The organism is Thalassospira australica (assembly GCF_000763295.1).
Taxonomy (GTDB): Bacteria; Pseudomonadota; Alphaproteobacteria; order Rhodospirillales; family Thalassospiraceae; genus Thalassospira; species Thalassospira australica.
This window is the reverse complement of the sequence record NZ_JRJE01000008.1, coordinates 1-21,813: the sequence shown is the minus strand read 5'-3', so window position 1 is coordinate 21,813 and position 21,813 is coordinate 1. Positions and strand designations below refer to the sequence as shown.

General features: G+C 52.2%; 21 protein-coding genes. 16 read left to right on the top strand and 5 right to left on the bottom strand.

Annotated elements, in window-relative coordinates:
* Positions 1–80 precede the first annotated feature (80 nt).
* From JF44_RS0106855 to JF44_RS0106800, 12 genes are all read left to right on the top strand, one after another.
* Positions 81–1,409: an ABC transporter substrate-binding protein gene (locus JF44_RS0106855; protein ID WP_033068242.1), complete on the top strand. Its 1,329-nt coding sequence runs from the start codon at positions 81–83 to the stop codon at positions 1,407–1,409.
* Positions 1,410–1,519: 110 nt separating this feature from the next.
* Positions 1,520–2,416, top strand: a complete 897-nt coding sequence (locus JF44_RS0106850) for a carbohydrate ABC transporter permease (protein ID WP_156111620.1) — start codon at positions 1,520–1,522, stop codon at positions 2,414–2,416.
* Positions 2,417–2,419: 3 nt separating this feature from the next.
* Entirely contained in the window at positions 2,420–3,286 is an 867-nt protein-coding gene (locus JF44_RS0106845; protein ID WP_033068241.1) for a carbohydrate ABC transporter permease, read from the top strand.
* Positions 3,287–3,290: 4 nt separating this feature from the next.
* Complete coding sequence (locus JF44_RS0106840; RefSeq protein ID WP_033068240.1) at positions 3,291–4,376, top strand: ABC transporter ATP-binding protein; 1,086 nt, start codon at positions 3,291–3,293, stop codon at positions 4,374–4,376.
* Positions 4,377–4,385: 9 nt separating this feature from the next.
* The gene (locus JF44_RS0106835; RefSeq protein ID WP_033068239.1) at positions 4,386–5,504 is read left to right on the top strand and encodes a mandelate racemase/muconate lactonizing enzyme family protein; all 1,119 of its coding nucleotides are present in this window, start codon (positions 4,386–4,388) and stop codon (positions 5,502–5,504) included.
* The gene (locus JF44_RS0106830; RefSeq protein WP_033068238.1) at positions 5,501–5,830 is read left to right on the top strand and encodes an L-rhamnose mutarotase; all 330 of its coding nucleotides are present in this window, start codon (positions 5,501–5,503) and stop codon (positions 5,828–5,830) included. Before JF44_RS0106835 ends, JF44_RS0106830 begins: the two co-directional genes overlap by 4 nt.
* A complete protein-coding gene (locus tag JF44_RS0106825) occupies positions 5,823–6,878 on the top strand; it encodes a Gfo/Idh/MocA family protein (protein ID WP_033068237.1) in 1,056 nt (351 codons plus the stop codon). Before JF44_RS0106830 ends, JF44_RS0106825 begins: the two co-directional genes overlap by 8 nt.
* Positions 6,871–7,317, top strand: a complete 447-nt coding sequence (locus JF44_RS0106820; protein WP_033068236.1) for a MaoC family dehydratase — start codon at positions 6,871–6,873, stop codon at positions 7,315–7,317. The genes JF44_RS0106825 and JF44_RS0106820 overlap by 8 nt, the downstream gene beginning before the upstream one ends.
* Complete coding sequence (locus JF44_RS0106815; RefSeq protein ID WP_033068235.1) at positions 7,314–7,631, top strand: UxaA family hydrolase; 318 nt, start codon at positions 7,314–7,316, stop codon at positions 7,629–7,631. Before JF44_RS0106820 ends, JF44_RS0106815 begins: the two co-directional genes overlap by 4 nt.
* Positions 7,628–8,830, top strand: coding sequence for a UxaA family hydrolase (locus tag JF44_RS0106810; protein ID WP_033068234.1), 1,203 nt, complete (start codon positions 7,628–7,630; stop codon positions 8,828–8,830). The genes JF44_RS0106815 and JF44_RS0106810 overlap by 4 nt, the downstream gene beginning before the upstream one ends.
* Positions 8,831–8,839: 9 nt before the next feature.
* Positions 8,840–9,577, top strand: a complete 738-nt coding sequence (locus JF44_RS0106805) for an SDR family oxidoreductase (protein ID WP_033068233.1) — start codon at positions 8,840–8,842, stop codon at positions 9,575–9,577.
* Positions 9,578–9,607: 30 nt separating this feature from the next.
* Positions 9,608–10,447, top strand: a complete 840-nt coding sequence (locus tag JF44_RS0106800; protein WP_033068232.1) for a fumarylacetoacetate hydrolase family protein — start codon at positions 9,608–9,610, stop codon at positions 10,445–10,447.
* 123 nt (positions 10,448–10,570) lie between these two features.
* Here JF44_RS0106800 and JF44_RS0106795 read toward each other — a convergent pair whose 3' ends face one another.
* Entirely contained in the window at positions 10,571–11,704 is a 1,134-nt protein-coding gene (locus JF44_RS0106795) for a CaiB/BaiF CoA transferase family protein (RefSeq protein ID WP_033068231.1), read from the bottom strand.
* Positions 11,697–12,839 carry an extracellular solute-binding protein gene (locus JF44_RS0106790; RefSeq protein WP_033068230.1) on the bottom strand — a complete coding sequence of 381 codons (1,143 nt, stop codon included), beginning with the start codon at positions 12,837–12,839 and terminating at the stop codon, positions 11,697–11,699. Before JF44_RS0106790 ends, JF44_RS0106795 begins: the two co-directional genes overlap by 8 nt.
* A gap of 157 nt (positions 12,840–12,996) precedes the next feature.
* On the opposite strand from JF44_RS0106790, the gene JF44_RS0106785 reads away from it, so the two are divergent.
* From JF44_RS0106785 to JF44_RS0106770, 4 genes are all read left to right on the top strand, one after another.
* Positions 12,997–13,800 (top strand): IclR family transcriptional regulator, encoded by an 804-nt coding sequence (locus tag JF44_RS0106785; protein WP_202901487.1) that lies wholly within the window; start codon positions 12,997–12,999, stop codon positions 13,798–13,800.
* Between the two features lie 424 nt (positions 13,801–14,224).
* Complete coding sequence (locus JF44_RS0106780) at positions 14,225–15,004, top strand: ImuA family protein (protein WP_033068353.1); 780 nt, start codon at positions 14,225–14,227, stop codon at positions 15,002–15,004.
* Positions 15,005–15,038: 34 nt separating this feature from the next.
* Positions 15,039–16,544, top strand: a complete 1,506-nt coding sequence (locus tag JF44_RS0106775) for a Y-family DNA polymerase (protein WP_033068228.1) — start codon at positions 15,039–15,041, stop codon at positions 16,542–16,544.
* A gap of 4 nt (positions 16,545–16,548) precedes the next feature.
* The gene (locus JF44_RS0106770) at positions 16,549–19,854 is read left to right on the top strand and encodes an error-prone DNA polymerase (protein WP_033068352.1); all 3,306 of its coding nucleotides are present in this window, start codon (positions 16,549–16,551) and stop codon (positions 19,852–19,854) included.
* A gap of 74 nt (positions 19,855–19,928) precedes the next feature.
* On the opposite strand, the gene JF44_RS0106765 is transcribed toward JF44_RS0106770, so the two are convergent.
* The 3 genes from JF44_RS0106765 to JF44_RS20455 form a co-directional block, all read right to left on the bottom strand.
* Positions 19,929–20,261: an Hpt domain-containing protein gene (locus JF44_RS0106765; RefSeq protein WP_033068227.1), complete on the bottom strand. Its 333-nt coding sequence runs from the start codon at positions 20,259–20,261 to the stop codon at positions 19,929–19,931.
* Positions 20,258–21,337 carry a response regulator gene (locus tag JF44_RS19890; protein WP_162181391.1) on the bottom strand — a complete coding sequence of 360 codons (1,080 nt, stop codon included), beginning with the start codon at positions 21,335–21,337 and terminating at the stop codon, positions 20,258–20,260. Before JF44_RS19890 ends, JF44_RS0106765 begins: the two co-directional genes overlap by 4 nt.
* 27 nt (positions 21,338–21,364) lie before the next feature.
* On the bottom strand, positions 21,365–21,813 hold a 449-nt coding region (locus tag JF44_RS20455; RefSeq protein WP_033068226.1), incomplete at its 5' end, for a hypothetical protein.

Below are 21,813 nucleotides of genomic sequence, written 5' to 3'. Positions count from 1 at the left end.
ATTCCGGATATAAAAGCTTATCGAAATGGCACCGGAAATAGCAATCGGCCGAAAGTGGCCTTTCATTCAGGGAGGATAGAATGAAAACGTTGTTAAGCGGTGCATCCTGTGCCGTACTTGTCGCAGCCCTTGCTTCGACAGCAGTCCTTGCCTCGCCAGATGCTGCGCAGGCAGGTGAATTTGACGGTGTCACCATTGAAGCCAAGCTTATTGGTGGTCAGCAGTATGAGGCGCTGTATGCCCGTATTCCGGAATGGGAAGAGGCAACAGGGGCAAGTGTTGAAGTCATTTCGAAAAAGAATCACTTCGAACTTGATAAGGAATTCAAGTCTGACATTGCTGCAGGAACAACCGACTGGTGTGTCGGGTCTAACCATTCATCCTTTGCGTCACAGTATCCAACGCTTTACACGGATCTGACAGGGCTGATCGGCCAGGATGTTGTCGATGAGTTTGTTCAGGCCAATATCAAGGCTGCGACGTTTGATGGCAGACTTGTGATGTTGCCGCGCGCGCAGTTCGACGTTTCTGCATTGTATTATCAGAAAGATCTTTATGACGATCCCGAGAAAGCCAAGGCGTTTGAAGCCGAATATGGTTATGCGCTTGCCGTTCCGGAAACCTGGGAACAGGTAAAAGATCAGTCAGTGTTCTTTGCTGATCCGCCGAACTTCTATGGCACGCAATATGCGGGCAAGGATGAAGCCATCGTCGGTCGTTTTTACGAGATGGTCGTCGCTGAAGGCGGTGACCTGTTTAATGATGATTTCTCCCCGGCGTTCAATTCCGATGCCGGCAAACGCGCGCTTCAGTGGTTTGTAGACCTTTATCAGGCCGATGCTGTGCCGGCCGGGACGACCAACTATCTTTGGGATGATCTTGGCAACGGGTTTGCGTCTGGTACGATTGCACTTAACCTGGATTGGCCGGGCTGGGCCGGGTTCTTTAACGATCCGTCGTCATCAAAAGTTGCCGGTAATGTCGGTGTTGCACCGGCGCCGAAAGGGTCCGCAGGTGTTCGCACCGGTTGGTCCGGCTTCCACGGCTTTTCTGTGACAGAGGATTGCGAACACAAGGAAGCCGCAGCATCCCTGGTCGATTTCCTGACCAACGAAGACAGCCAGAAGCTTGAAAGTTCTGCCGGTCCACTGCCATCGCGCACCGCGGTTTGGGATCATGTCTCTGAGCAGGCGAAAGGCGATGCGTATCGCAGCGAGGTGCTTGCCGCCTTCAAGGAAACGGCAGCTACAGCCTTTGCCGTGCCGCCGACACCCTATTGGATTGAGGCGACCAACCTGATCTATCCGGAACTGCAGGCTGCAATTCTTGGTGACAAGACCGTTGATGAAGCTCTGAGCGACGCGTCAGAAGCGGTTGACGATCTGATGCAGGAAGAAGGCGTTTATTAAAACGCCTGATCATTGCACACGGGTGGCGCAAACAGGGATTTGCGCCACCCGATCCATCCAATCAGAACGCAATGCATGGGGTCCTCCATGCCGATCCACGGGACATTCTGATGAAGCGCTTGAAGCTGCCGCAATGGCTGGTTCTGTTGATGCCTGCCATTATCATCCTATCGGCCGTCGTGCTGATTCCACTGTTATTGTCACTGTATTCCAGTTTCACATCCTACAGACTGACCCGGCCTGACAGCCTGTTTAACTGGGTCGGATTGTTTAACTATGAAAAAGCTGTAACCGATGTGAAGTTCTGGGCCGCATTCGGACGGACGGTTCTGTTGCTTGCCGTGGCCCTTAATCTGGAAATGCTGTTTGGTCTTGGCCTGGCATTGATGATTTCAAAGGTGACACGCGGGCAACGGGCATTACGCACGATGATGATGTTCCCGATGATGTTTTCGCCAATCCTTGTCGGTTTCCAGTTCAAGTTCATCTTTAACGATAACGTCGGTCTGGTGAACAATGCGTTGCAGTCACTGGGCATTACCGATACCGCCATTCCGTGGCTGGTGGACGGGAACCTTGCAATGTTTTCAATTATCTTTGCAGAGGTTTGGACGTCCACATCCGTTTTCGGGATTCTTATCCTTGCCGGCCTGTATGCGATCCCGCGTGACCCGCTGGAGGCTGCAAAGGTTGATGGATGCACACCGTTCCAATCGTTTCGGTTCGTCACCCTGCCGTTCCTGATGCCGTTTATCTACATCGCGATGGCCATTCGTTCGCTGGATGTCGCACGTGCATATGACATCGTGCAGATCATGACCAACGGTGGCCCGGCGCGGCGCACGGAGCTTCTTTGGACGCTGATCGGACGCACCGGCTATGTCGATGCGCGCATGGGGTATGCCAATGCGATGGGCTATGTCTCCATCTTTCTGGCGATTTTCTTCACCATCTACTTTTTCAAGAAACTGACCGCAGCTCGCAAAGAGCTTGGGATGGGGGTGTAAGCCATGGCAAACAATACCAATCATCAAGCGCGCCGTGTCGCCCTTAAATGGATGCACTCCGTTGGTCTGTTTCTGGCCATGATGGTGCTGTGTGTTCCCGGTCTGTGGATCGTTCTGAACTCGTTCCGCCCGACTGTGGAAATTATGGCAAAGCCGCCGGTCTGGATTCCCAATGATCTTAATCTTGATCATTACCGGGCCATGTTTGGCGGGATTGGAGAGGGCAGCGTTCCTGTGCTGACCTATTTCACCAACTCGTTGATCATTTCGGTGACATCAACCGTGATTGCCATCCTGATCGGTATGGCCGGTGGGTATGCATTTGCCCGCTACAAGTTCAAGTTCAAGGGGGGTATTTTCGTTGGCCTGATGGTCACGCGTGCCGTGCCGGGGGTGGCGCTTTCGCTGCCATTGTTCATTCTGTTTGCCCGGATCGGTATCATTGATACCCATATTGGCATGATCCTGGCCTATGTCGCCATGAATGTGCCATTCACGGTATGGCTGATTGACGGATTCTTTCGCCAGGTTCCACCGGAACTGGCAGAAGCAGCCGAGATTGATGGCTGTACCCGTTGGCAGGCGTTCTGGCGCGTGGAGTTCCCGGTTGCCCGTTCAGGGGTTGCATCAGCAGGTATCTTTGCCTTTCTGACGTCGTGGAACGAATACGCGCTGGCATCCCAGTTGACCCGTTCGACGACCTCCAAAACCATGCCTGTCGGGCTTCTCGATTTCACGTCTGAATTCACCCTGAATTGGGGGGGCATGTGTGCGCTTGCGGTTTTGATGATTATTCCCGCGCTCATCCTCACATTCCTCGTGCAGAAACATCTCATTGCCGGACTGACGTTCGGTGGTGTGAAAGGATAATAAAATGGCTCAGGTCCACCTTCGCGATGTCGTCAAGAAATATGGCGTGCTTGAAGTTGTCCATTCCATCAATCTTGATATCGCCGATGGCGAATTCGTGGTGCTGGTCGGCCCGTCTGGCTGCGGCAAATCCACCACTCTTCGGATGATTGCTGGACTGGAGGCAATTTCGGGCGGAGACGTCCGGATTGGCGATACAGTTGTCAACGATTTGCCACCGCGAGAGCGCAATATTTCGATGGTTTTCCAGAACTATGCGCTTTATCCGCATATGTCCGTGCGTGAAAATCTTGGATTTTCTCTTAAGATTTCCAAACGTCCGCAGGAGGAAATCGACAAGGCAGTTGATGAAGCGGCCGAAATTTTGTCACTGACGCCGCTTTTGGATCGCAAACCTGGCGCACTGTCAGGTGGGCAGCGTCAACGTGTGGCGATGGGGCGTGCGATTGTGCGTCATCCGGAAGTCTTCCTTTTTGATGAACCGCTTTCAAACCTTGATGCCAAATTGCGCACCCAGATGCGCGTCGAGATCAAGAAACTGCATCAAAAACTGAAATCGACCATTGTGTATGTCACCCATGATCAGGTCGAAGCCATGACACTTGCCGACCGTATCGTGATCATGCGTGATGGGCATATCGAGCAGGTTGGTACGCCGCTGGACGTGTTCGAAAACCCGGTAAATACTTTTGTCGGGACTTTCATCGGTTCGCCGCCGATGAATTTGCTCGATGGTACCGTCAAGAACGGAAATATTCAGTTTGCCGATGGTTCAACCATCACGGCCCCACCGGGCTATGATCTGTCTGATGGACAAGCCGTTACCTTTGGCGTTCGTGCAGACAACATCATGCCGGTCGGTCATGCTCTTCCCCGTGGAGAGCACATTGCCGAGGTCGAGCTGGAGGTCAATCTGACAGAGCCGCTTGGCACGGAAACCCTTTTGTTTGCAACCCTTGCCGGAGCTGAAGTGCAGGCCAAGATGCTTAACCCGCGTCCTGTACAGGCCGGTGAACGTCTTACATTCCAAGTTATGCTGGATCGGTGTCATCTGTTCGATGCCGAAACCGGCGTGGCCCTTAAGGTGTAGGAGGTCACAATGGCACGGATTACATCCGCAAAGGCATACATGGTGGACCTTGAGCCCAAGGTCGTTCGCACTGATGCGATCCAGTCGTTCAAATCCCAAGAAACGATATTTGTCGTGATCCGCGATGCTGATGGCGCAGAAGGGCAGGGATACAGCTACACCATCGGCGACGGTGGTGCTGCAATCCTGTCGCTTTTGCAAGTTACATTGCTGCCACGCCTGATGGGGCAGGACGCAGACAGGATCGAAGCGATCTGGCGTGATTTACTGTTTTGTTCTCATGCAACAGCGGTCGGCCCGATTATGTCCTTGGCGCTGGCAGCAATCGATACAGCCCTTTGGGACATGCGCGGGCGCAAAACCGGTCTTCCGCTTCATGTTCTTGCCGGCGGGGCAAAGCAATCGGTCCGGATGTATACGACCGAAGGTGGTTGGTTGCATTTGTCGCCCGAAGCGCTGGTTGATGACGCGAAGGATGCCAAATCCAAGGGCTTTGCCGGGTCGAAAATCAAGATCGGAACGCCGACCATTGCCGGGGATACCAAACGTCTTGAAGCAGTTCGAAGCGCATTGGGTGATGATTACGAGATCATGACCGATGCCAACCAATCCATGACGGGGGCCGAAGCCGCCCGGCGGGTCCCGATGCTTGAACGGTTGAATATCGGTTGGTTTGAAGAACCATTGCCATCCGATGACATCGCAGGGCACACCCGTTTGCAGGCACGCTCGACCGTGCCGGTCGCTGTTGGTGAAAGCCTTTATAGCCCCGGACAGTTTGCCGATTACATCGCAGCAGACGCCTGTTCGGTTGTACAGGCCGATGTTGCCCGCGTTGGCGGAATTACACCATGGCTTAAGGTCGCGCATATGGCAGAGGCCCACAACATCGCAATCTGCCCGCATTTCCTGATGGAACTGCATGTAAGCCTTGTCTGTGCAGTGCCCAACGCGCCCTGGCTTGAATATATCCCGCAGCTTGAAGATCTTGCCGCGCCAATGGCACGGGACGGCGGCAATGCAATAGCCCCGACCGAGCCGGGTCTGGGCATTGACTGGGACCAGGACAAACTTGCAGCACTGAGTGTTGAAGGAAGCGCATTCGAAATTACGGAGGCCAATCAATGACACGCCACGGACAAGTGATCGGAATTGGTGCAGACGCCATTGCCGAATACAAACGCCTTCATGCAGATGTTTGGCCTGGCGTCCTTGCAAAGATTTCCGAATGCAATATCCGCAATTATTCGATCTTTCTCAAAGAGCCTGAGAACGTGCTGTTTGCCTATTTCGAATATGTCGGGACCGACTTTGAAGCCGACATGAAGAAAATGGCCGCGGACCCGGAAACGCAACGGTGGTGGACATTCTGCGAGCCGCTTCAGCGCCCGCTTGACAGCCGGCTGGAAGGCGAATGGTGGGCGGAAATGGAAGAGGTTTTCCATCATGACTGATTTGCGTCAGACCATTGAAATGCCAACAACGAAAACACCTGTGGTGGTTTTTGGGGCCGGGTCGATTGTGACCGATGCCCATCTTCCGGCATATCGTGATTTGAATGTGCCGGTTGCCGGGATTTTTGACCCCGATCTTGATAAAGCACAAAAGGTTGCCTCCGACTGGGGAACGTCAGCCTTTGATACGCTAGAACAAGCTGCCAGTCAGAAAGACGTTGTTTTTGATCTTGCGGTCCCGCCTGCAGCAATTGTCGAGCTGCTTGAAGCATTGCCCGAAGGTGCAATTGCCGTGATTCAGAAACCACTTGGTTCTGATCTGGATGAAGCAAGCCGGATTATCTCGGTCCTGCGTCGCAAGAACATCAAGGCCGCAGTTAATTTCCAACTTCGCTTTGCCCCGATGTCACTTGCACTCAAGGATGCAATTGGCAAGGGTTTATTGGGCGATGTCGTGGATTTTGACGCCTGGTTGGCGCTTGATACGCCGTGGCATCTTTGGGCGTTTCTTGCCGATTTGCCTCGGGTCGAAATTCTTTTGCATTCAATCCATTATCTGGATTTCGTCCGTGATTTGATGGGAAATCCGAACGGTGTTCATGCGCGGAGCATCGGGCATCCATCCTCGACGGTTTCCAATACACGCAGTTCAATCATGCTCGATTATGGCCAAAGCGTGCGCTGCAATCTTTCCGTCAATCACAACCATGGATTTGGCCGGAAATTTCAGGCCTGTGAATTCCGGATTTGTGGCACCAAAGGTGCTGCTTACATGAAGCTTGGTGTCAATCTTGACTACCCCAAAGGTGAGCCGGACGAACTGTGGCTTAATACCGATGGCCAGTGGCGTCAGATTGATCTGGTGGGGAACTGGTTCATCGAAGCATTCCATGGGCGTTTTGCCCAAGTGCAGCGTTTTGCTGCCGGACTTGATGACGCGCTTGACGGTTCTGCCGAAGACGCATGGCACACCATGGCACTGGTAGAGGCAGCTTATGAAAGCTCTGCCCGCCCCATGCATCCAATAAAGGAGGCGCCTGATGCTTGAGCAAATCAAATATTACGAAGATTACGAGATTGGCGAAGGGCGCGATACGGTCGGACGTACGATCACCGAAACGGACTTTGTCGTGCATGCCGGTCATTCCGGGGATTTCTTTCCCCATCATCTTGATCAAGAGTTCTGCAAGACCTTGCCATTCGGGCAGCGCATAGCCCATGGCACGATGGTCTTTACCATCGGTGTTGGTCTTACGGCGACCATCATCAATCCAGTGGCGTTTTCATACGGGTATGATCGTATGCGGTTCGTCAAACCGGTCTTTATCGGTGATACGATCAAGTCACGTGTTGAAATCATCGACAAGGACGTGATGGAAAAACGTCCGGGGTATGGACGTGTCAGCGAACGGTTGGTCGTGACAAACCAGAAGGATGAAACCGTTCTGGTCGCCGATCACATTTACATGGTGGAGATGAAGCCATGAACGGACCTTTTTTGCAGTTGAACCCAAAGGACAATGTTCTGGTCGCGCGACGCCTTGCCGAGGCAGGTGTTGATGTGGAACTGCCAGATGGTCTGACAATTACGCTTTCCCATCCCATTCCCTTGGCCCACAAAATCGCCAGCCGGGATATTGCAAGTGGGGAACGCATCCTGAAATACGGTATGCCAATTGGCATTGCGACCGAAGATATCCCCGCAGGGGCGCATGTACATGTACATAACATCAGGTCTGCCTATACCGCGACCTATGCGCTGCAGGATGCCAATGGCCAAAGCACGGAGGTGTCGAAATGACTGAAAAATTCCAGGGCTACTTGCGGGCAGATGGCCGCAAGGGCATCCGCAATACGATTGTTGTCGCTTATCTGGTGGAATGCGCCCATTTCGTCGCAACAAAAATTGCCGCTAAGTTTGATGAATCAGATGTTCAGGTGATCGGTTTTCCGGGATGTTTTCCGAATGAATATGCAGCCCAGATGATGGAGCGCTTGTGCACCCATCCCAATGTCGGGGCTGTCCTGTTTGTTTCCCTTGGTTGCGAAAGCTTTGACAAGGTCAGGGCATCAACGGCTGTTTCGGAGTCCGGGCGCCCGGTCGATACATTGATCATTCAACGATCGGGTGGCACGACCAAAACGGTCGAGGCCGGACGTGCATGGGTGCGAAAGACACTGGATGAGATTGCCAAGGTAGAACGTGCGCCGATGGGGGTAGAAGACCTTGTGATCGGGACGATCTGCGGTGGGTCAGACGGGACATCTGGCATTTCGGGCAATCCGGCAGCGGGTAAGGCCTTTGATCTTTTGATCGGTGAAGGTGCGGCCTGCATCTTTGAAGAAACCGGCGAAATGATCAGTTGTGAGGATATTATGGCCGAACGCGCCATAACCCCGGAACTGGGCGAAGAACTGCGCGCTGCCGTGCAAAAGGCCGAACGATATTACGATACGCTTGGCTTTGGGTCGTTTGCTGCGGGGAATGCTGCAGGCGGGCTTTCCACGATTGAGGAAAAGAGCCTCGGGGCCTACGTCAAATCTGGGGACAACAAAATTTCCGGACTGATCAAACCGGGGGATGTGCCACCTACGGGTGGATTGTATCTGATGGATGTTGTGCCCGATGGCGAAGTCCGGTTTGGTTTCCCCAACATTTCCGATAACGCTGAAATTGTTGAAATGATCGCAAGTGGGGCGCATGTGACGCTGTTTGTCACGGGGCGGGGATCGGTGGTTGGGTCCGCCATTTCGCCGGTGATTAAGATCTGCGCCAACCCGGACACATATCGCGCACTTACGGACGACATGGATGTAAATGCGGGTGATATCATCGAAGGCAAACGTTCCATTGCCGAAGTCGGGCAGGAAATCCGTGACCTTGTGGTGAATGTGGCGAAGGGCGCGGAAACCAAATCCGAAGCTCTGGGACACCGTGAATTTATACTGACATACAAGACATTCGAGCCAATCGGGCCGTCATGCCTACCGGCTGTGTGAGGAGGAATTATGAAGCGACTAGAAGGAAAAACCTGTCTCGTAACAGCAGCCGGACAGGGGATCGGGCGGGCATCGGCTGAACGCATGGCTGCGGAAGGCGGACGTGTGATTGCAACCGATATCAATGATGCCTCTTTGGCGGAGCTCAATGCGATTGACGGTATTGAGGCCAGAAAGCTTGATGTTACCAACAAGGCCGAAATTGAGGCGCTGGTTTCTGATATTGGCGGCGTTGATGTGTTGTTTAACTGTGCCGGGATTGTGCATAACGGAACCATTCTGGATGCCACTGAAGAAGAATGGGATTTCGCATTTGACCTGAATGTCAAATCGCAGTTTCGCATGATCCGTGCGGTTCTTCCGCACATGATTGAAAAGGGCAGTGGATCAATCATCAATATGTCATCTGTTGCCGGGCCGGTAACCGGACCAGTCAATCGTTTGGTTTATTCTGCGTCAAAGGCGGCGGTGGCGGGCATGACCCGTGCAATTGCCAATGATCATGTGAAGCAAGGTATTCGATGCAACGCAATTGCACCGGGGACAGTCGATAGTCCCAGCCTGCATGACCGTTTGCGCGCGACAGGTGATTATGAAGGTGCACTCAAAACATTTATCGGGCGCCAACCGATGGGCCGGATTGGAAAACCAGAAGAAATCGCAGCTCTTGTGACGTATCTTGCCGCAGATGAAAGTGGCTTTACGACCGGAGTTGTCCACGTTGTTGACGGCGGCTGGACTGCCTGATCAGAATTTGAAGAAAGGATTGGAAGAACAATGAAACTTGCACGGTACGGTGAACGTGGCGCTGAGAAGCCCGCACTTGTTGATAACAATGGCAACCTGCGCGATCTTTCTGCGCATGTCGGGGATATTGCTGGTGATGTTCTGACCCGCCTTGACGATTTGAAATCGATTGATCCCGATACGCTGCCGTTGGTTGATGGTAAACCGCGCCTGGGCGCGTGTGTTGGGCAGACCGGAAAGTTCATCTGTATTGGCCTGAACTATGCCGACCACGCGGCTGAATCCGGAATGGAAGTGCCGCCGGAACCGGTTATTTTTGCCAAATATACCTCGGCAATCTGTGGTCCGAATGATCCGATTATCATTCCGCGTGGCTCAGATAAAACCGATTGGGAAGTCGAGCTTGGTTTTGTTATTGGCAAGAAAGCCAAATATGTTTCCGAAGAGAATGCACTTGATCATGTCGCGGGCTTCTGCCTGGTCAATGATGTTTCAGAACGCGCCTATCAGATTGAACGTGCAGGCCAATGGTCCAAGGGAAAATCATCCGACAACTTCGGGCCGACCGGCCCGTGGCTTGTAACCCCCGATGAGGTTGGTGATTTTGATAATCTTGGCATGTGGCTGGATGTGAACGGAGAACGTGTTCAGGATGGTTCGACCGCAACCATGGTCTATCGCGTGCCACATCTGGTTTCGTATTTGTCGCAGTTCTTTACCCTGCATCCGGGCGATATCATTTCAACCGGCACGCCTCCGGGTGTTGGCCTTGGTTTCAATCCGCCGCGTTACCTTAAAGAAGGCGATGTGGTTGAACTTGGCATCGACAGGCTGGGAACGCAGCGCCAAGTCTGCGTCAAGGACGACTAAGCCCCTTGGCATAGTCAAAGCGTTTTCCGTTTGGATTTGAAACGCTTTGATCATACAGAAAAGCGCGGTTCAAATCAGAACCGCGCTTTTTATGTTTCTGGACGATGGTGGAGCTTTTTGCTGTTACCAACCGGTATCGAGCAAGTCATTGGCTTCGCCCAATTCCGGGGCTGCACGTGATGAGGACGGCCGTGTTCCATCAATGCGCAGGGGCAGTTTGGTGGTCTTCATTTCAAGTTCACCACGGCGAATATCCTGAACCATATCAAGTGTCTGCAAAATGCCGCTGTCGACCACGCCGTCCCAGTCCATCACAGGGGCGGCCCATATGTCATTTTCAACAAACTTTGCCATCCAGTTATCAGATGTGCGGGTCTTGAGCATTGCGGCCAAGCCTGCCTTTATCTCATCGCGTTTGGCAAATGCATCCTTTTGAGCAATGTCAGGTGCAAGACCGGTTATCTGTGCCAACAAATCGAGTTTGCCCATTGCAATCGCAATGTGACCATTGGACGTCTCGTAAACGCCGTATGGTGCGGCAAGATAAGCGTGCGCTGGGTTGTTCTTTGATCTTTTCGGGGTGCGTTTCCCGTCATTGAACCATGTGGTTAAAAGTTCAAATTGCAGGTCAGCAAGAACCTCGATCAATGATGTTTCAACATAACCGCCTATTTGTTGGGTTGCGCGTCGATACAACAGGGCCAGCACTCCATGGGCAAGTGCCGACCCGGCCAGGACATCGGCAATGGGAAGCCCCATTGCGACAGGGCCGTCATCTACGCTTCCAGACAACCACATAACGCCAGAGCGTGCTTGCGCCAAAAGATCCTGTCCCGGCAGGTCGACCCATGGCCCTTCGGCCCCATATCCCGTAACCGTGCCGTATACGACATTCGGGTTGACCTTCTTGACGTCTTCATAGCCAAAGCCAAGTCGATTCATGACGCCGGGTCGAAAGTTTTGCAAAATCACATCTGCCTCGGCAACCAATGTGCCAAGGCGCTGCTTGTCTGCATCAGATTTCAGATCCACGGCAATGGATCGTTTATTGCGGTTGATGGCGTGAAAGATCGTGCTTTCACCACCAATCTTTGTATCTGTCAGATAAAGATAACGTGACAGATCACCAAGCCCGGCGCGTTCGACCTTGACCACATCTGCCCCCAAATCAGCCAGTTTGAGTGCGCAGTATGGACCCGCCAGGAATTGGGAAAAATCAAGGACCTTAAGTCCTGACAGTGGCAATGTATCAGTCATGCGGGAAGCTTTCGTCAAAACGTTTCTGAAGGGCTGCAACCGCCGTGGTTGCAGAGGTTTTGCCCATGATGGCATCAAACACGATCTGTGAGCCTTCTTCCTGAAAGTCCATGTAACCGGCATGACGCGGACGCAACCAAGCTGCTTCGTGGGTAAGTCGCGTATTGTGATAGGCATTACCCACTGGAGCATTCACACCATCACTACCCCACGCAATTGCGTTGCCTGGCTGTCCGTTGTTTTCGGCGTAAAGACCACTTTGAACTTCAGCCGATGCAGCCCACAGGGCGAATTCAACGCACAAATCGGGATGCTGTGTGTTGGCAGAAACCGCAAGACCCGTCCCGCCCAGTGCCGATCCCAAAGGACCGGATTTACCAAAGACAGGCATGTCGTGGAAGGTGACGCGATGGGGGCGATAGCCATTGCGCGCATAAGGCGCATAAACATACACCAGCGGACACACCGCAAATTGATCCCCGTCAGATAACGCATCAAGTGCTGCGATGGGGTCCATTTTTGTGCAGGCGGGATCAACCAGCCCTGCAAGTGCTTTCACTTCCTTTAGAACTTTTTGGGCCGCAATCGGGTCCAGTCGGTTCGTACGGGTCACCGGAAAGGGAACCCCCGAATTGGCCAGCAAAGAAAAGAACGCCATCAAAACATGCGGGGGGCGCAGCGGCAAAACGACACGTCCATCGCGTGCCTGTTTCATCACATCGCCAAAAGTGGCCAATGGCGCGGACAAAAGGTCAGGGCGGATTGCCTGCACCTGACAGGCGGCATCAACCGGGACGGCCCACTGATGTCCTTTGTAAAAATAGCTTTGGAAGCTTTTGCCGACTGTTTCGGCAAGAAGTTGTTCAAGGCAACTTTCAGGCGCATGGGCATCAAGTGGCAGAAGACAGTTTTCCTGCACGATTGCGCCAACATGGGGGTGATCAATAATGATCAGATCATATTGGCTGGCAAGTTCGTCAACCGGCGTGCTTTCAAACCCTTGAAGGGATCGCTTGTCCCACGTGATATCAACATCCGGATGACGTTCGCGAAATGCGCTGGTTGCTGCAATCAGCGGGTCGTAGCCGCGCGGGTCTGACCAGGTCATGCCCCTGAGTTGTTTTTGTGCGGTCATCGTTATGTTTCCTCCTGACCTCACTCTAATAGTGATAATTTATAAATGAAAGATAATTTTATATGTGATATATCTGTACCAGACAATGGGTGTAGTTGTCAGGTTAAGGTGCCCTGCATATACTGCCCGTGTTGATGCAAACTGCTTGAAGAACCTTATGAGAGAGAAGACCAACAAGATGTCTGACGATCAGGAAGATCAGGAAAAATACCGTGCGCCTGCATTGTCAAAAGGGCTTGATATTCTTGAGCTTCTCGCCTCGGAAGCCGATGGTTTGTCGCAAATAGAGATTGCGAAACAATTGGGCCGGAACACGTCGGAAATTTTCCGCATGTTGATGGTGCTTTGCCAGCGTGGCTATGTGGAGCAGCGTGTTGAAGATGACCGCTACTATCTGACAACAAAGATGTTCGAGATCGCCCACAAGCATCCACCGATACGCCGTCTGACTTCTATCGCCGGGGACGCAATGCAGCGCCTTGCCAACGAGGTAAACCAGTCATTGCACCTTGCGATTATTCATTCGGGAAAGGTTCTGGTAATTGCGCAGGCTGATTGCCAGGACAACAACATCACGGCCGTGCGGCTGGGGGCACAGATCAACATTTATGAAACGGCATCGGGACGGGTGCTGGCGGCGTGGATGGATCAACAATCGCTTGCCAGCCTGCTTGAAGAGGCTGGTGATGTCTCGGATGAAAAGCGGCAACTGTTCCTTGCCGATCTGCCAAAAGTGCGCGCAGCCGGATATTGTGAGTCTCAATCGCTTACCATTGGCGGGGTGCTGAACCTGTCGGCCCCGATCTTTGATTTCTCCGGCAAGGTCGTGGCAGCGTTGACCGTGCCGTTTATTCAGCGTCTCTCGGGAACGTCCGTCGTATCGGCGGAATTGTGCCGTGAACGTTTGGTTGAAATGTCAGGTGATATTTCCCGTCGGCTTGGGGCTGGTGCAAGAAGCTGAGTGTCAGGGAAGACATAGGCTGGATGAAATTTACCGGTTTGCTGTTTGCAAAATCTTGACCGCGGCTGTGGTTAAAATATCCACAGCATATGATAATAGTCACGCGGCCCAAGAAGTGGCCGATCAATACAGAATGATCGGCACAAACCTGCAAGGTGAAGTCCGCGCACTGGAAGCAACCAATTCGAACCTTCGTGAAAAATCAGCCGGATTCGTTAATGCGTTGAAACGAGGGTGTTGAATTCAGGATGTTCGTGTTCTTTGTGTCTGGATGGTTCGATGTTTGTATGGCTGGGCAGATCGGGTTCGAAACGAACGAAATTTGATAAAAGCTTATGCATATGACGGAGCATTTGATTTGACTCTGAGATTTCCTCTCCCTAAATAAGAACAAACAGTGAACATGTTGCCTTGTTGAGGGATGATGCCGGCTCAACGACTTAATGATGCCCGTGCCGCTTTGGCGCAGGCTGAAAAGCAATGGAAGGGAAGTGTTGCGTGTTCTGTAGATACAGAAAGCAGGGTGATTGCACATGTGTTTGGGGACATACCGCTGTCGCGCAATATCAGCATTGGGGGCTTTGCCCCGATTGGATTGCATGAAGTAATTTGTGGCCATGATATGGGGGCTGCATCGGTTTTGGCATGGCAATTGGCCCAGATTGGTTCCGGAAAACCGGACGGAAAACCGGTACACAGATCAGTGTTCTGGATCAGACAGAGGCGTGCCATTGACCAGGGCGGGTTTTATCATTTGGCCTTGCCGGAAACCCCCGTCACCAGGCCAAGGCCCTTGATGTTGACGGTTGACCATCAGGTCACAGCACTTTGGGCAGGAGAGGAAATAGCCAAATCCGGGCAAATTGCATCGGTCATTCTGGAAACCACGGATTATGACCTGACGGCAGCACGGAGGATGCAACTGGCCTGTGAGGCGGGGGGGACGCGCATGATCGTTCTTCGCCGGGCGTTACCTCATGCCGGACGGCTGATGCCATCAAGTGCATTGACACGCTGGAAGATTGAACCGGCCCTTGGCACGCAACAGAACATGACAGGGAATATTCATTATCTCAGCCTGATCGGGGGACGCGGGGTTCGACCGGGAAGCTGGAAAGTAAAAGCCGATGCGACAACGCTTTCTTTATCTGTGGTTGACCCATTGGAAGACCGATTGTCACAGAATCAGTCTATCTACACCTGATCACTCTCGCAAATCTGCTGGCCGGACCACCGGAATGATGTCGCCCCCAGAGATTCCGCGTGTCATCACACGTGTTGACAATAGAGGTGTGTTTATTTGTGCGTTAAATGCAGCCGCTCAAAAGGCGGGGGTGCATGGTGGCATGCGTTTATCAGATGCCCGCAGTATCCTACCTGATCTAGACAATATACCCGAACAACCTGACCTTTATGATAGCCACCTTGCGCGCATGATCCGGGTAATGGATCGATATAGCCCTTGGGTTGCCCGAGATCGGGACTTGCATAATACGACCCTGAACGGGGATGCCGGATTATGGCTTGAAATCACCGGTGGCAGTCATCTTTTTGGCGGAGAGGGGCCGTTCATTACGCAAATCCTGCAGGATATGAAACGCCGGGGGTACGCGGCGCGTGTTGCTATTGCCGATACAGCAGGGGCTGCCTGGGGTGGCGCACGTTGTCATCCGGGAAAAGAAGCTGATCGCATTTTGTCATTGCCAACCGATCATGCGATTGCGGCAGAATTTCCTGTTTCATCCTTGCGTTTGTCGGGTGACATCATAGCCCTGTTATCGCGTTTGGGCCTGAAACAGCTTGGCGATATTACACCGCTGCCCCGCGCAAATATCACAACCCGTTTGGGCCCGGATGTTTTGCTTCGTCTTGATCAGTTTTATGGACGCCTGCCTGAGCACCTTAATTTTGAATTACCCGATCATCCGTGGTTGATCAAACAGGGTTTTGGCGAGCCGCTGGGCGATGCTGCCAATTTGGCTCATGCGATTGAAACCTTGATTGCGAGACTTTGTTCGGACCTTCGTAACGAGAGCCTGGGCCTGCGACGTTTGATCGTTCGCTGTACCCAAGTTGATGGACATACACATACCATCACCACGACGACCGGAACCCCCTGTCAGTCCGAAACCCATATCCTGCGTCTGCTGGCGGAAAAAATGCCTGGTGTGGATACCGGTTTTGGTATTGAGCAGATAATTGTCTATGCCCCATGGGTTGAACATGTTGCCTTCCGTCAAGTGCGTCTTGATCGTCAGCAGGACGACACCAGCGATGCACTTGCCCTGGCCCAATTGATCGATCGCATCAACCACCATCTTGGGCCAAACGATATCCTGTATCATTCGGCCCATCACGCCAGCCACCTGCCCGAAAGAGCTGTTATCCGTCAACCTCCCACCGGTTCGATCAAACCGGAAAGATTGCAGGATGTGCCCTTGCCAAAGCGGCCTGTCAGGCTGCTTGAACCGCCCGAGCCAGTTGATGTAGTTGAATACAATTCGACCGGTTCTCCAACACGGATCCGCTGGCGCAAGATGTTGATTGATGTGTTGTGGGCAGATGGTCCGGAACGGATATGCCCGGAATGGTGGGAATATCTGGATCGGGATAATTACGCGATTTCACAGATGACGCGCGATTATTTCCGTATCTGTGACCAGAAAGGTCGAGTGCTGTGGCTGTTTCGCAGTGGCCATGCCGGGCAGGATATCTGGTCTGTGCATGGATTGTTTGCGGGGTGATGTCATGACCAAGAAAATCACCACCAAACAAGAAATCCCGCCCTATGCGGAGCTTCATGTAAGCAGTAATTTTTCTTTCCTGCGTGGTGCATCCCATGCCGAAGAGCTGGTGCTGACGGCCGCAACCAAGGGGGTGTATGCCATTGCCATAACCGATTGCAATACATTGGCGGGGATCGTGCGCGGTCATACCGCACATCGCAATTATGCCGATCGTCTGAAGTACGTTGTCGGGTGTCGTCTTGATCCGATGGATGGGCCGTCAATGCTCTGTTATCCAACGGATCGCTTGGCTTATGGGCAGCTCTGTCAACTGTTGACCCTTGGTAAACGTCGGGCCCCCAAAGGGTCATGCGAGATTTATGTTTCCGACATCATCGCACATAGCGACGGGCTTCTGTTTGTTGCAGTTCCGCCACAGTTTCCCGATGAGGACTTTCGAAATGAATTGATGGACCTTCAAAGCCATTTTGATGGAAAAATCTGGTTGGCTGTTGGTCGGTTTATGGACGGGTTCGATCGCGAGCGCCTTGCATTTTCCGAGGTGATTGAGGCCGATCTTGGTATCCCGGTTGTCGTCACCAATGACGTGCATATGCACCTTAGGTCGCGCAAACCCCTGCAAGATGTGCTGACGTGTATTCGACACCGTTGCCCGATTGAGGATGCGGGATACCGGTTGTTTCCCAACGGGGAACGCCATATTAAATCGCCGGGCGAAATGGCGCGCCTGTTTCCCGATCACCCCCACTGGCTGTCCCGTACAGTCGAGATTGCCGATCAATGCAGATTTACCCTTGCAGAACTCAGGTACGAATACCCGGATGAAAACGACGGATCAGGCGAAGACACACAAGAGCGCCTTGTCCGCCTGACCTGGGAAGGGGCGGCAAGACGATATCCGGATGGCATTCCCGATAAGGTCAGGAAGCTGTTAAAGGCGGAGCTGAAACTGATCGATGAGCTTGGCTATGCTTCCTATTTTCTGACCGTTCATGACATTGTAGCCTTTGCCCGGTCCAAGGATATTTTGTGTCAGGGGCGAGGGTCGGCTGCTAATTCGTCGGTCTGTTTTTGTCTGTATGTCACATCGGTTGACCCCAACGAGGTCGAACTTTTATTTTCACGCTTCATCAGCAATGCGCGCGATGAACCGCCCGATATCGACGTTGATTTCGAACATGAGCGGCGCGAAGAAGTCATTCAATACATCTATGAACGCTATGGCCGGGATCGCGCCGGACTAACGGCGACCGTGATTTCATACCGTTCACGCAGTGCCATTCGAGATGTCGGCAAGGTCTTTGGCCTGTCGGAAGACACGATTGTCAAACTGACCAAAACCATATGGGGATCAAGTAGCAAGGGCGCACATGATCAAATGATGCGCCAATCAGGCATTCATCCCGATGAACCACGCCTGAAAGCTGTGCTGAACCTTGCCGGAGAGTTAACCGGTTTTCCCCGCCATCTGTCTCAGCATGTCGGTGGGTTTGTGATTACGCGTGGGCCGTTATGTGAGTTGTCGCCCATTGCCAATGCCGCGATGGCGGACCGCACCACCATCGAATGGGATAAGGATGATATTGATGCGCTGGGTATCCTTAAAGTTGATGTTCTGGCATTGGGAATGCTGACCTGTATTCGCAAATCGTTTGATGCGTTACGTGACCACAAGAATATCGACCATGATCTTGCTTCCTTGCCCAAGGAAGACAAGGCGACCTACCAGATGCTGGAAAAGGCTGACAGTATTGGCACTTTTCAGGTGGAATCGCGGGCACAAATGAGCATGCTGCCACGTCTTAAGCCGCAAAGCATTTATGACCTGACCATTCAGGTTGCCATTGTTCGCCCGGGGCCAATTCAGGGGGGAATGGTCCACCCGTTTTTACAACGGCGTATGAAGCGCGAAAAGGTCGATTACCCATCCAAAGAGCTTGAAGCCGTTCTTAAACGTACCTGTGGTGTGCCATTATTCCAGGAACAGGCCATGCAGATAGCTATCGTTGCGGCGGGATACTCCGGGGGGGAAGCAGATAATCTGCGACGAGCCATGGCGACGTTCAAGCGCACCGGAACGATTGGCGAGCACCGCGACAAATTCATCAACGGCATGTTGAAAAACGGCTATGACATGGATTTCGCCGAACGTTGTTTTAAACAGATCGAAGGCTTTGCCGATTACGGGTTTCCTGAAAGTCATGCGGCAAGCTTTGCCATTTTGGCCTATGCGTCTTCTTGGTTGAAATGCCATCATCCAGATGTGTTTTTATGTGCGCTTTTGAATTCACAGCCAATGGGATTTTATGCCCCGTCACAGCTTGTCGCGGATGCCAAAAATCATGGTGTGCGGGTGCTTGCAATCGATATCAATCACAGTTTCTGGGATAATCGGCTGGAACGTGAATTGGGACGTCATGGTGGTTATCATTCTGTGCGTCTGGGGTTTCGACAGATCCGCGGGTTTGGCGTGCTTGATGCTTTGGCGGTGATGAACAATAAGCCGTCGGGGGGGTATCAGGATGTCTATCTGATGGCGCGTCAGACGGGACTTTCTCCCGCAGCTCTTGAAAAGTTGGCCGAGGCGGATGCCTTCGGATCGCTTGGCTTGTCACGACGCGAGGCCCTTTGGACTGTGCGGCGTTTTGGCAAGGGACGTAAGGCACCTGCGGTTTTACCCTTGTTTGAGGCAGCACAGAACTTCAACCATAATATGGGAGTTTCCGCCGAATTCGGTGCAGAGGCCCCGGTCGATTTACCGATCATGGCACCGGGCGAGGAAATTATCGAAGATTACGCCAGCCTTCGGTTGTCGCTGAAAGGGCATCCGATGAGCATGTTGCGTGATGCCTTGACCGCTGCAGGCATATGTAAAGCGTCGGACTTGTCCAATTTGCGGGATGGAGATCCGGTATCTCATGCTGGTCTTGCAATTGTTCGACAACGTCCGGGAACTTCATCAGGGGTGGTTTTTATTACACTTGAAGATGAAACGGGCATCGCCAATCTGGTGGTTTGGAACAAGATGATGGAAAAATATCGCCGGGAGGTGATGACCGCCACGGTTCTTGGCGTATCCGGAAGGCTCCAGCGCGAAGATGGTGTCACCCACATCATTGCAGACAAGCTGGTTGATCTGACAGGGATGCTACAAGGTCTGACCGAAACTGCTGAAATAGCGCGCAGCAATAACACGCATCCGCGTAATCTTCGCTGGGCCAATGGGGCGGATAATTCAAGGCAACCACAGACTTCAAACGCACATGATGTACCAAACCTGAAAATCGATAGTCACGATTTTCATTGAGCCGTGGGTGTTTGGGGGATGGCGTTATTCGTGCCCTTGGGGTGTTCGTAAATCTTATGTAAGATTCTTTGTACCTATCGATAATTGAGCAATTTTTCGATTGATTCTGATGGGGCTAAATTTTTGCGATCTGACAATGGTTGTTCCTGAAAACAAATAAGTTCATCTTCGGCATTGCCAGCCAGCATGCCAAGCTCGGCAAAGCCGTATGTCTTGGCTGTTCCGGCAAGCTTGTGGACGCAATTGATTAATTGATCAATTGATGCCTCATCCTTCTGGGATTGATATTGTTCCCAATGGTCGGATATTTCGGTCAGTTTTTCAGGAATACTACTGGCATAGTCATCCTGCAGTTTTTTCAGTTTCGATTTCAGGTCCGCCTTTTGGGCATCATTTAACAGGTTCATAACGCCCTCATTAACTCGGAAATTGTTCCGGGAGCACATACAATGCTTTGAGCAAATTTGTTGGCAATAACGGATGCTGCTTGCCCTTCGGGACAGACAGAAGGCGTCTCAACAATAACCGCACCTTTTCGTAACGTTGTCAGAACGCTTGAACAGGCTTCAACCGAGGCACCAGACAAAACAATGGTGACCGGAGTTGTTCCACTTGCGACAAGTGTTTGATGGAGCCATGACAATTGTAGTTCCGGGCTGCGGACACCTTTGGATACACGGAATGAAAATCTGTTCTCCTGAAGACTCTCCAAGGCAAGTCCCGCTGATGGGAAGGCGCAGTAAATATGTCCGCGTTCAAGGTTTTGTCCGTCCTGTGCGACGAGGACTGGAACAGATGTTCTGTTATTAAGATAGCGTACAAACCCGTCCAGGCATGATTGCGGAACATTCGGCTGAATAATAATTGGCGGGCAGTCGCTATCAAGTTGTCCGAACAAGGTTGGGATACTGTCCTGGCTTCCGGCTCCCATGCTGATCAAGAGAACAGTATTGGCTGAATTATTGTCATTGAAACGGTCTTGAAAAGCCAGAAGCTCTGCTTCTGACGGTTTCGCCCAAATGCTATTGTCTTGTTCCGTAGAAAGATGATGGCGTCCCCAAAACAGAATCTTCTCCAGAATTGTATTGGAAATTCCATCTATATCGATGTCCATCAGCGAGGCTGACTTCCAGATCACATCAACCGCGCCGACCTCCATAAGACGTTCAGCAAGGGCACTTCGGCGTTCTGTCAGAGAACTCAGGATAATGATCGGCACATCATGTGTTTGAGCAATTTCGGTTGTGGCGGCAACACCATCCAGTCCTGGCATCGAGATATCCATGGTCACGATGTCAGGAGACAGTTCCTTGACCGCATTGATCGCGTCTTCGCCATCTTCTGCTTCGCCAATGATTTCGATATCAGGATGTGCGTCGCACACGGTTCTGACGGCCATGCGCATAAAGACTGAATCATCGCAAATCAAAAGCCGTATGGGGCGAGAAGCTGCCACATTCTTGCTGCTTGTCGTGTGTGCCACAGTGCTCATTTCTCCTGTCGGGCCTCATTAGATCAATGGATCTATTGGGTTGGATACCACATCAATGTCAACCGTAGCGGATGCTTCTGCATTTGTCGCCGTGGAGCTGTCATTCACGGATGCCGTTACTGTAAGATGAAGATCATCCGCTGTTTCAGGTGTTATCGTCAACCCGACAAGGTCGGCAAGCTCAAGACTGTAGGTGCCATCGGGGTTCAATGTACCTGCATTCAATGTGGCTCCATTATCAATGCCGTCAATGGTTACCGAAAGTTCTTCTGTCAAAGCCAAATCGCCGACTGTGATCGTCAAGGGAGTAGCACTATCTTCGAGTGCAATTGACGGAACATCGATATCAATCGTTGGCGTATCCGCAACATTGAGGACCTCAAGGTTGATCTCAGCAAGGCTGCTGTTGCTAGTGCCGGATATCGGATCACTGACAGTTGCCGTAACTTGCAGAAGACCGCTTCCGG

What these genes read in the sequence shown, in the direction of transcription:
- JF44_RS0106855 (WP_033068242.1), top strand. Translation starts at nt 81, where the DNA reads ATGAAAACGTTGTTAAGCGGTGCATCCTGTGCCGTACTTGTCGCAGCC.
- JF44_RS0106850 (WP_156111620.1), top strand. Translation starts at nt 1,520, where the DNA reads ATGAAGCGCTTGAAGCTGCCGCAATGGCTGGTTCTGTTGATGCCTGCC.
- JF44_RS0106845 (WP_033068241.1), top strand. Translation starts at nt 2,420, where the DNA reads ATGGCAAACAATACCAATCATCAAGCGCGCCGTGTCGCCCTTAAATGG.
- JF44_RS0106840 (WP_033068240.1), top strand. Translation starts at nt 3,291, where the DNA reads ATGGCTCAGGTCCACCTTCGCGATGTCGTCAAGAAATATGGCGTGCTT.
- JF44_RS0106835 (WP_033068239.1), top strand. Translation starts at nt 4,386, where the DNA reads ATGGCACGGATTACATCCGCAAAGGCATACATGGTGGACCTTGAGCCC.
- JF44_RS0106830 (WP_033068238.1), top strand. Translation starts at nt 5,501, where the DNA reads ATGACACGCCACGGACAAGTGATCGGAATTGGTGCAGACGCCATTGCC.
- JF44_RS0106825 (WP_033068237.1), top strand. Translation starts at nt 5,823, where the DNA reads ATGACTGATTTGCGTCAGACCATTGAAATGCCAACAACGAAAACACCT.
- JF44_RS0106820 (WP_033068236.1), top strand. Translation starts at nt 6,871, where the DNA reads ATGCTTGAGCAAATCAAATATTACGAAGATTACGAGATTGGCGAAGGG.
- JF44_RS0106815 (WP_033068235.1), top strand. Translation starts at nt 7,314, where the DNA reads ATGAACGGACCTTTTTTGCAGTTGAACCCAAAGGACAATGTTCTGGTC.
- JF44_RS0106810 (WP_033068234.1), top strand. Translation starts at nt 7,628, where the DNA reads ATGACTGAAAAATTCCAGGGCTACTTGCGGGCAGATGGCCGCAAGGGC.
- JF44_RS0106805 (WP_033068233.1), top strand. Translation starts at nt 8,840, where the DNA reads ATGAAGCGACTAGAAGGAAAAACCTGTCTCGTAACAGCAGCCGGACAG.
- JF44_RS0106800 (WP_033068232.1), top strand. Translation starts at nt 9,608, where the DNA reads ATGAAACTTGCACGGTACGGTGAACGTGGCGCTGAGAAGCCCGCACTT.
- JF44_RS0106795 (WP_033068231.1), bottom strand. Translation starts at nt 11,704, where the DNA reads ATGACTGATACATTGCCACTGTCAGGACTTAAGGTCCTTGATTTTTCC.
- JF44_RS0106790 (WP_033068230.1), bottom strand. Translation starts at nt 12,839, where the DNA reads ATGACCGCACAAAAACAACTCAGGGGCATGACCTGGTCAGACCCGCGC.
- JF44_RS0106785 (WP_202901487.1), top strand. Translation starts at nt 12,997, where the DNA reads ATGAGAGAGAAGACCAACAAGATGTCTGACGATCAGGAAGATCAGGAA.
- JF44_RS0106780 (WP_033068353.1), top strand. Translation starts at nt 14,225, where the DNA reads ATGCCGGCTCAACGACTTAATGATGCCCGTGCCGCTTTGGCGCAGGCT.
- JF44_RS0106775 (WP_033068228.1), top strand. Translation starts at nt 15,039, where the DNA reads ATGATGTCGCCCCCAGAGATTCCGCGTGTCATCACACGTGTTGACAAT.
- JF44_RS0106770 (WP_033068352.1), top strand. Translation starts at nt 16,549, where the DNA reads ATGACCAAGAAAATCACCACCAAACAAGAAATCCCGCCCTATGCGGAG.
- JF44_RS0106765 (WP_033068227.1), bottom strand. Translation starts at nt 20,261, where the DNA reads ATGAACCTGTTAAATGATGCCCAAAAGGCGGACCTGAAATCGAAACTG.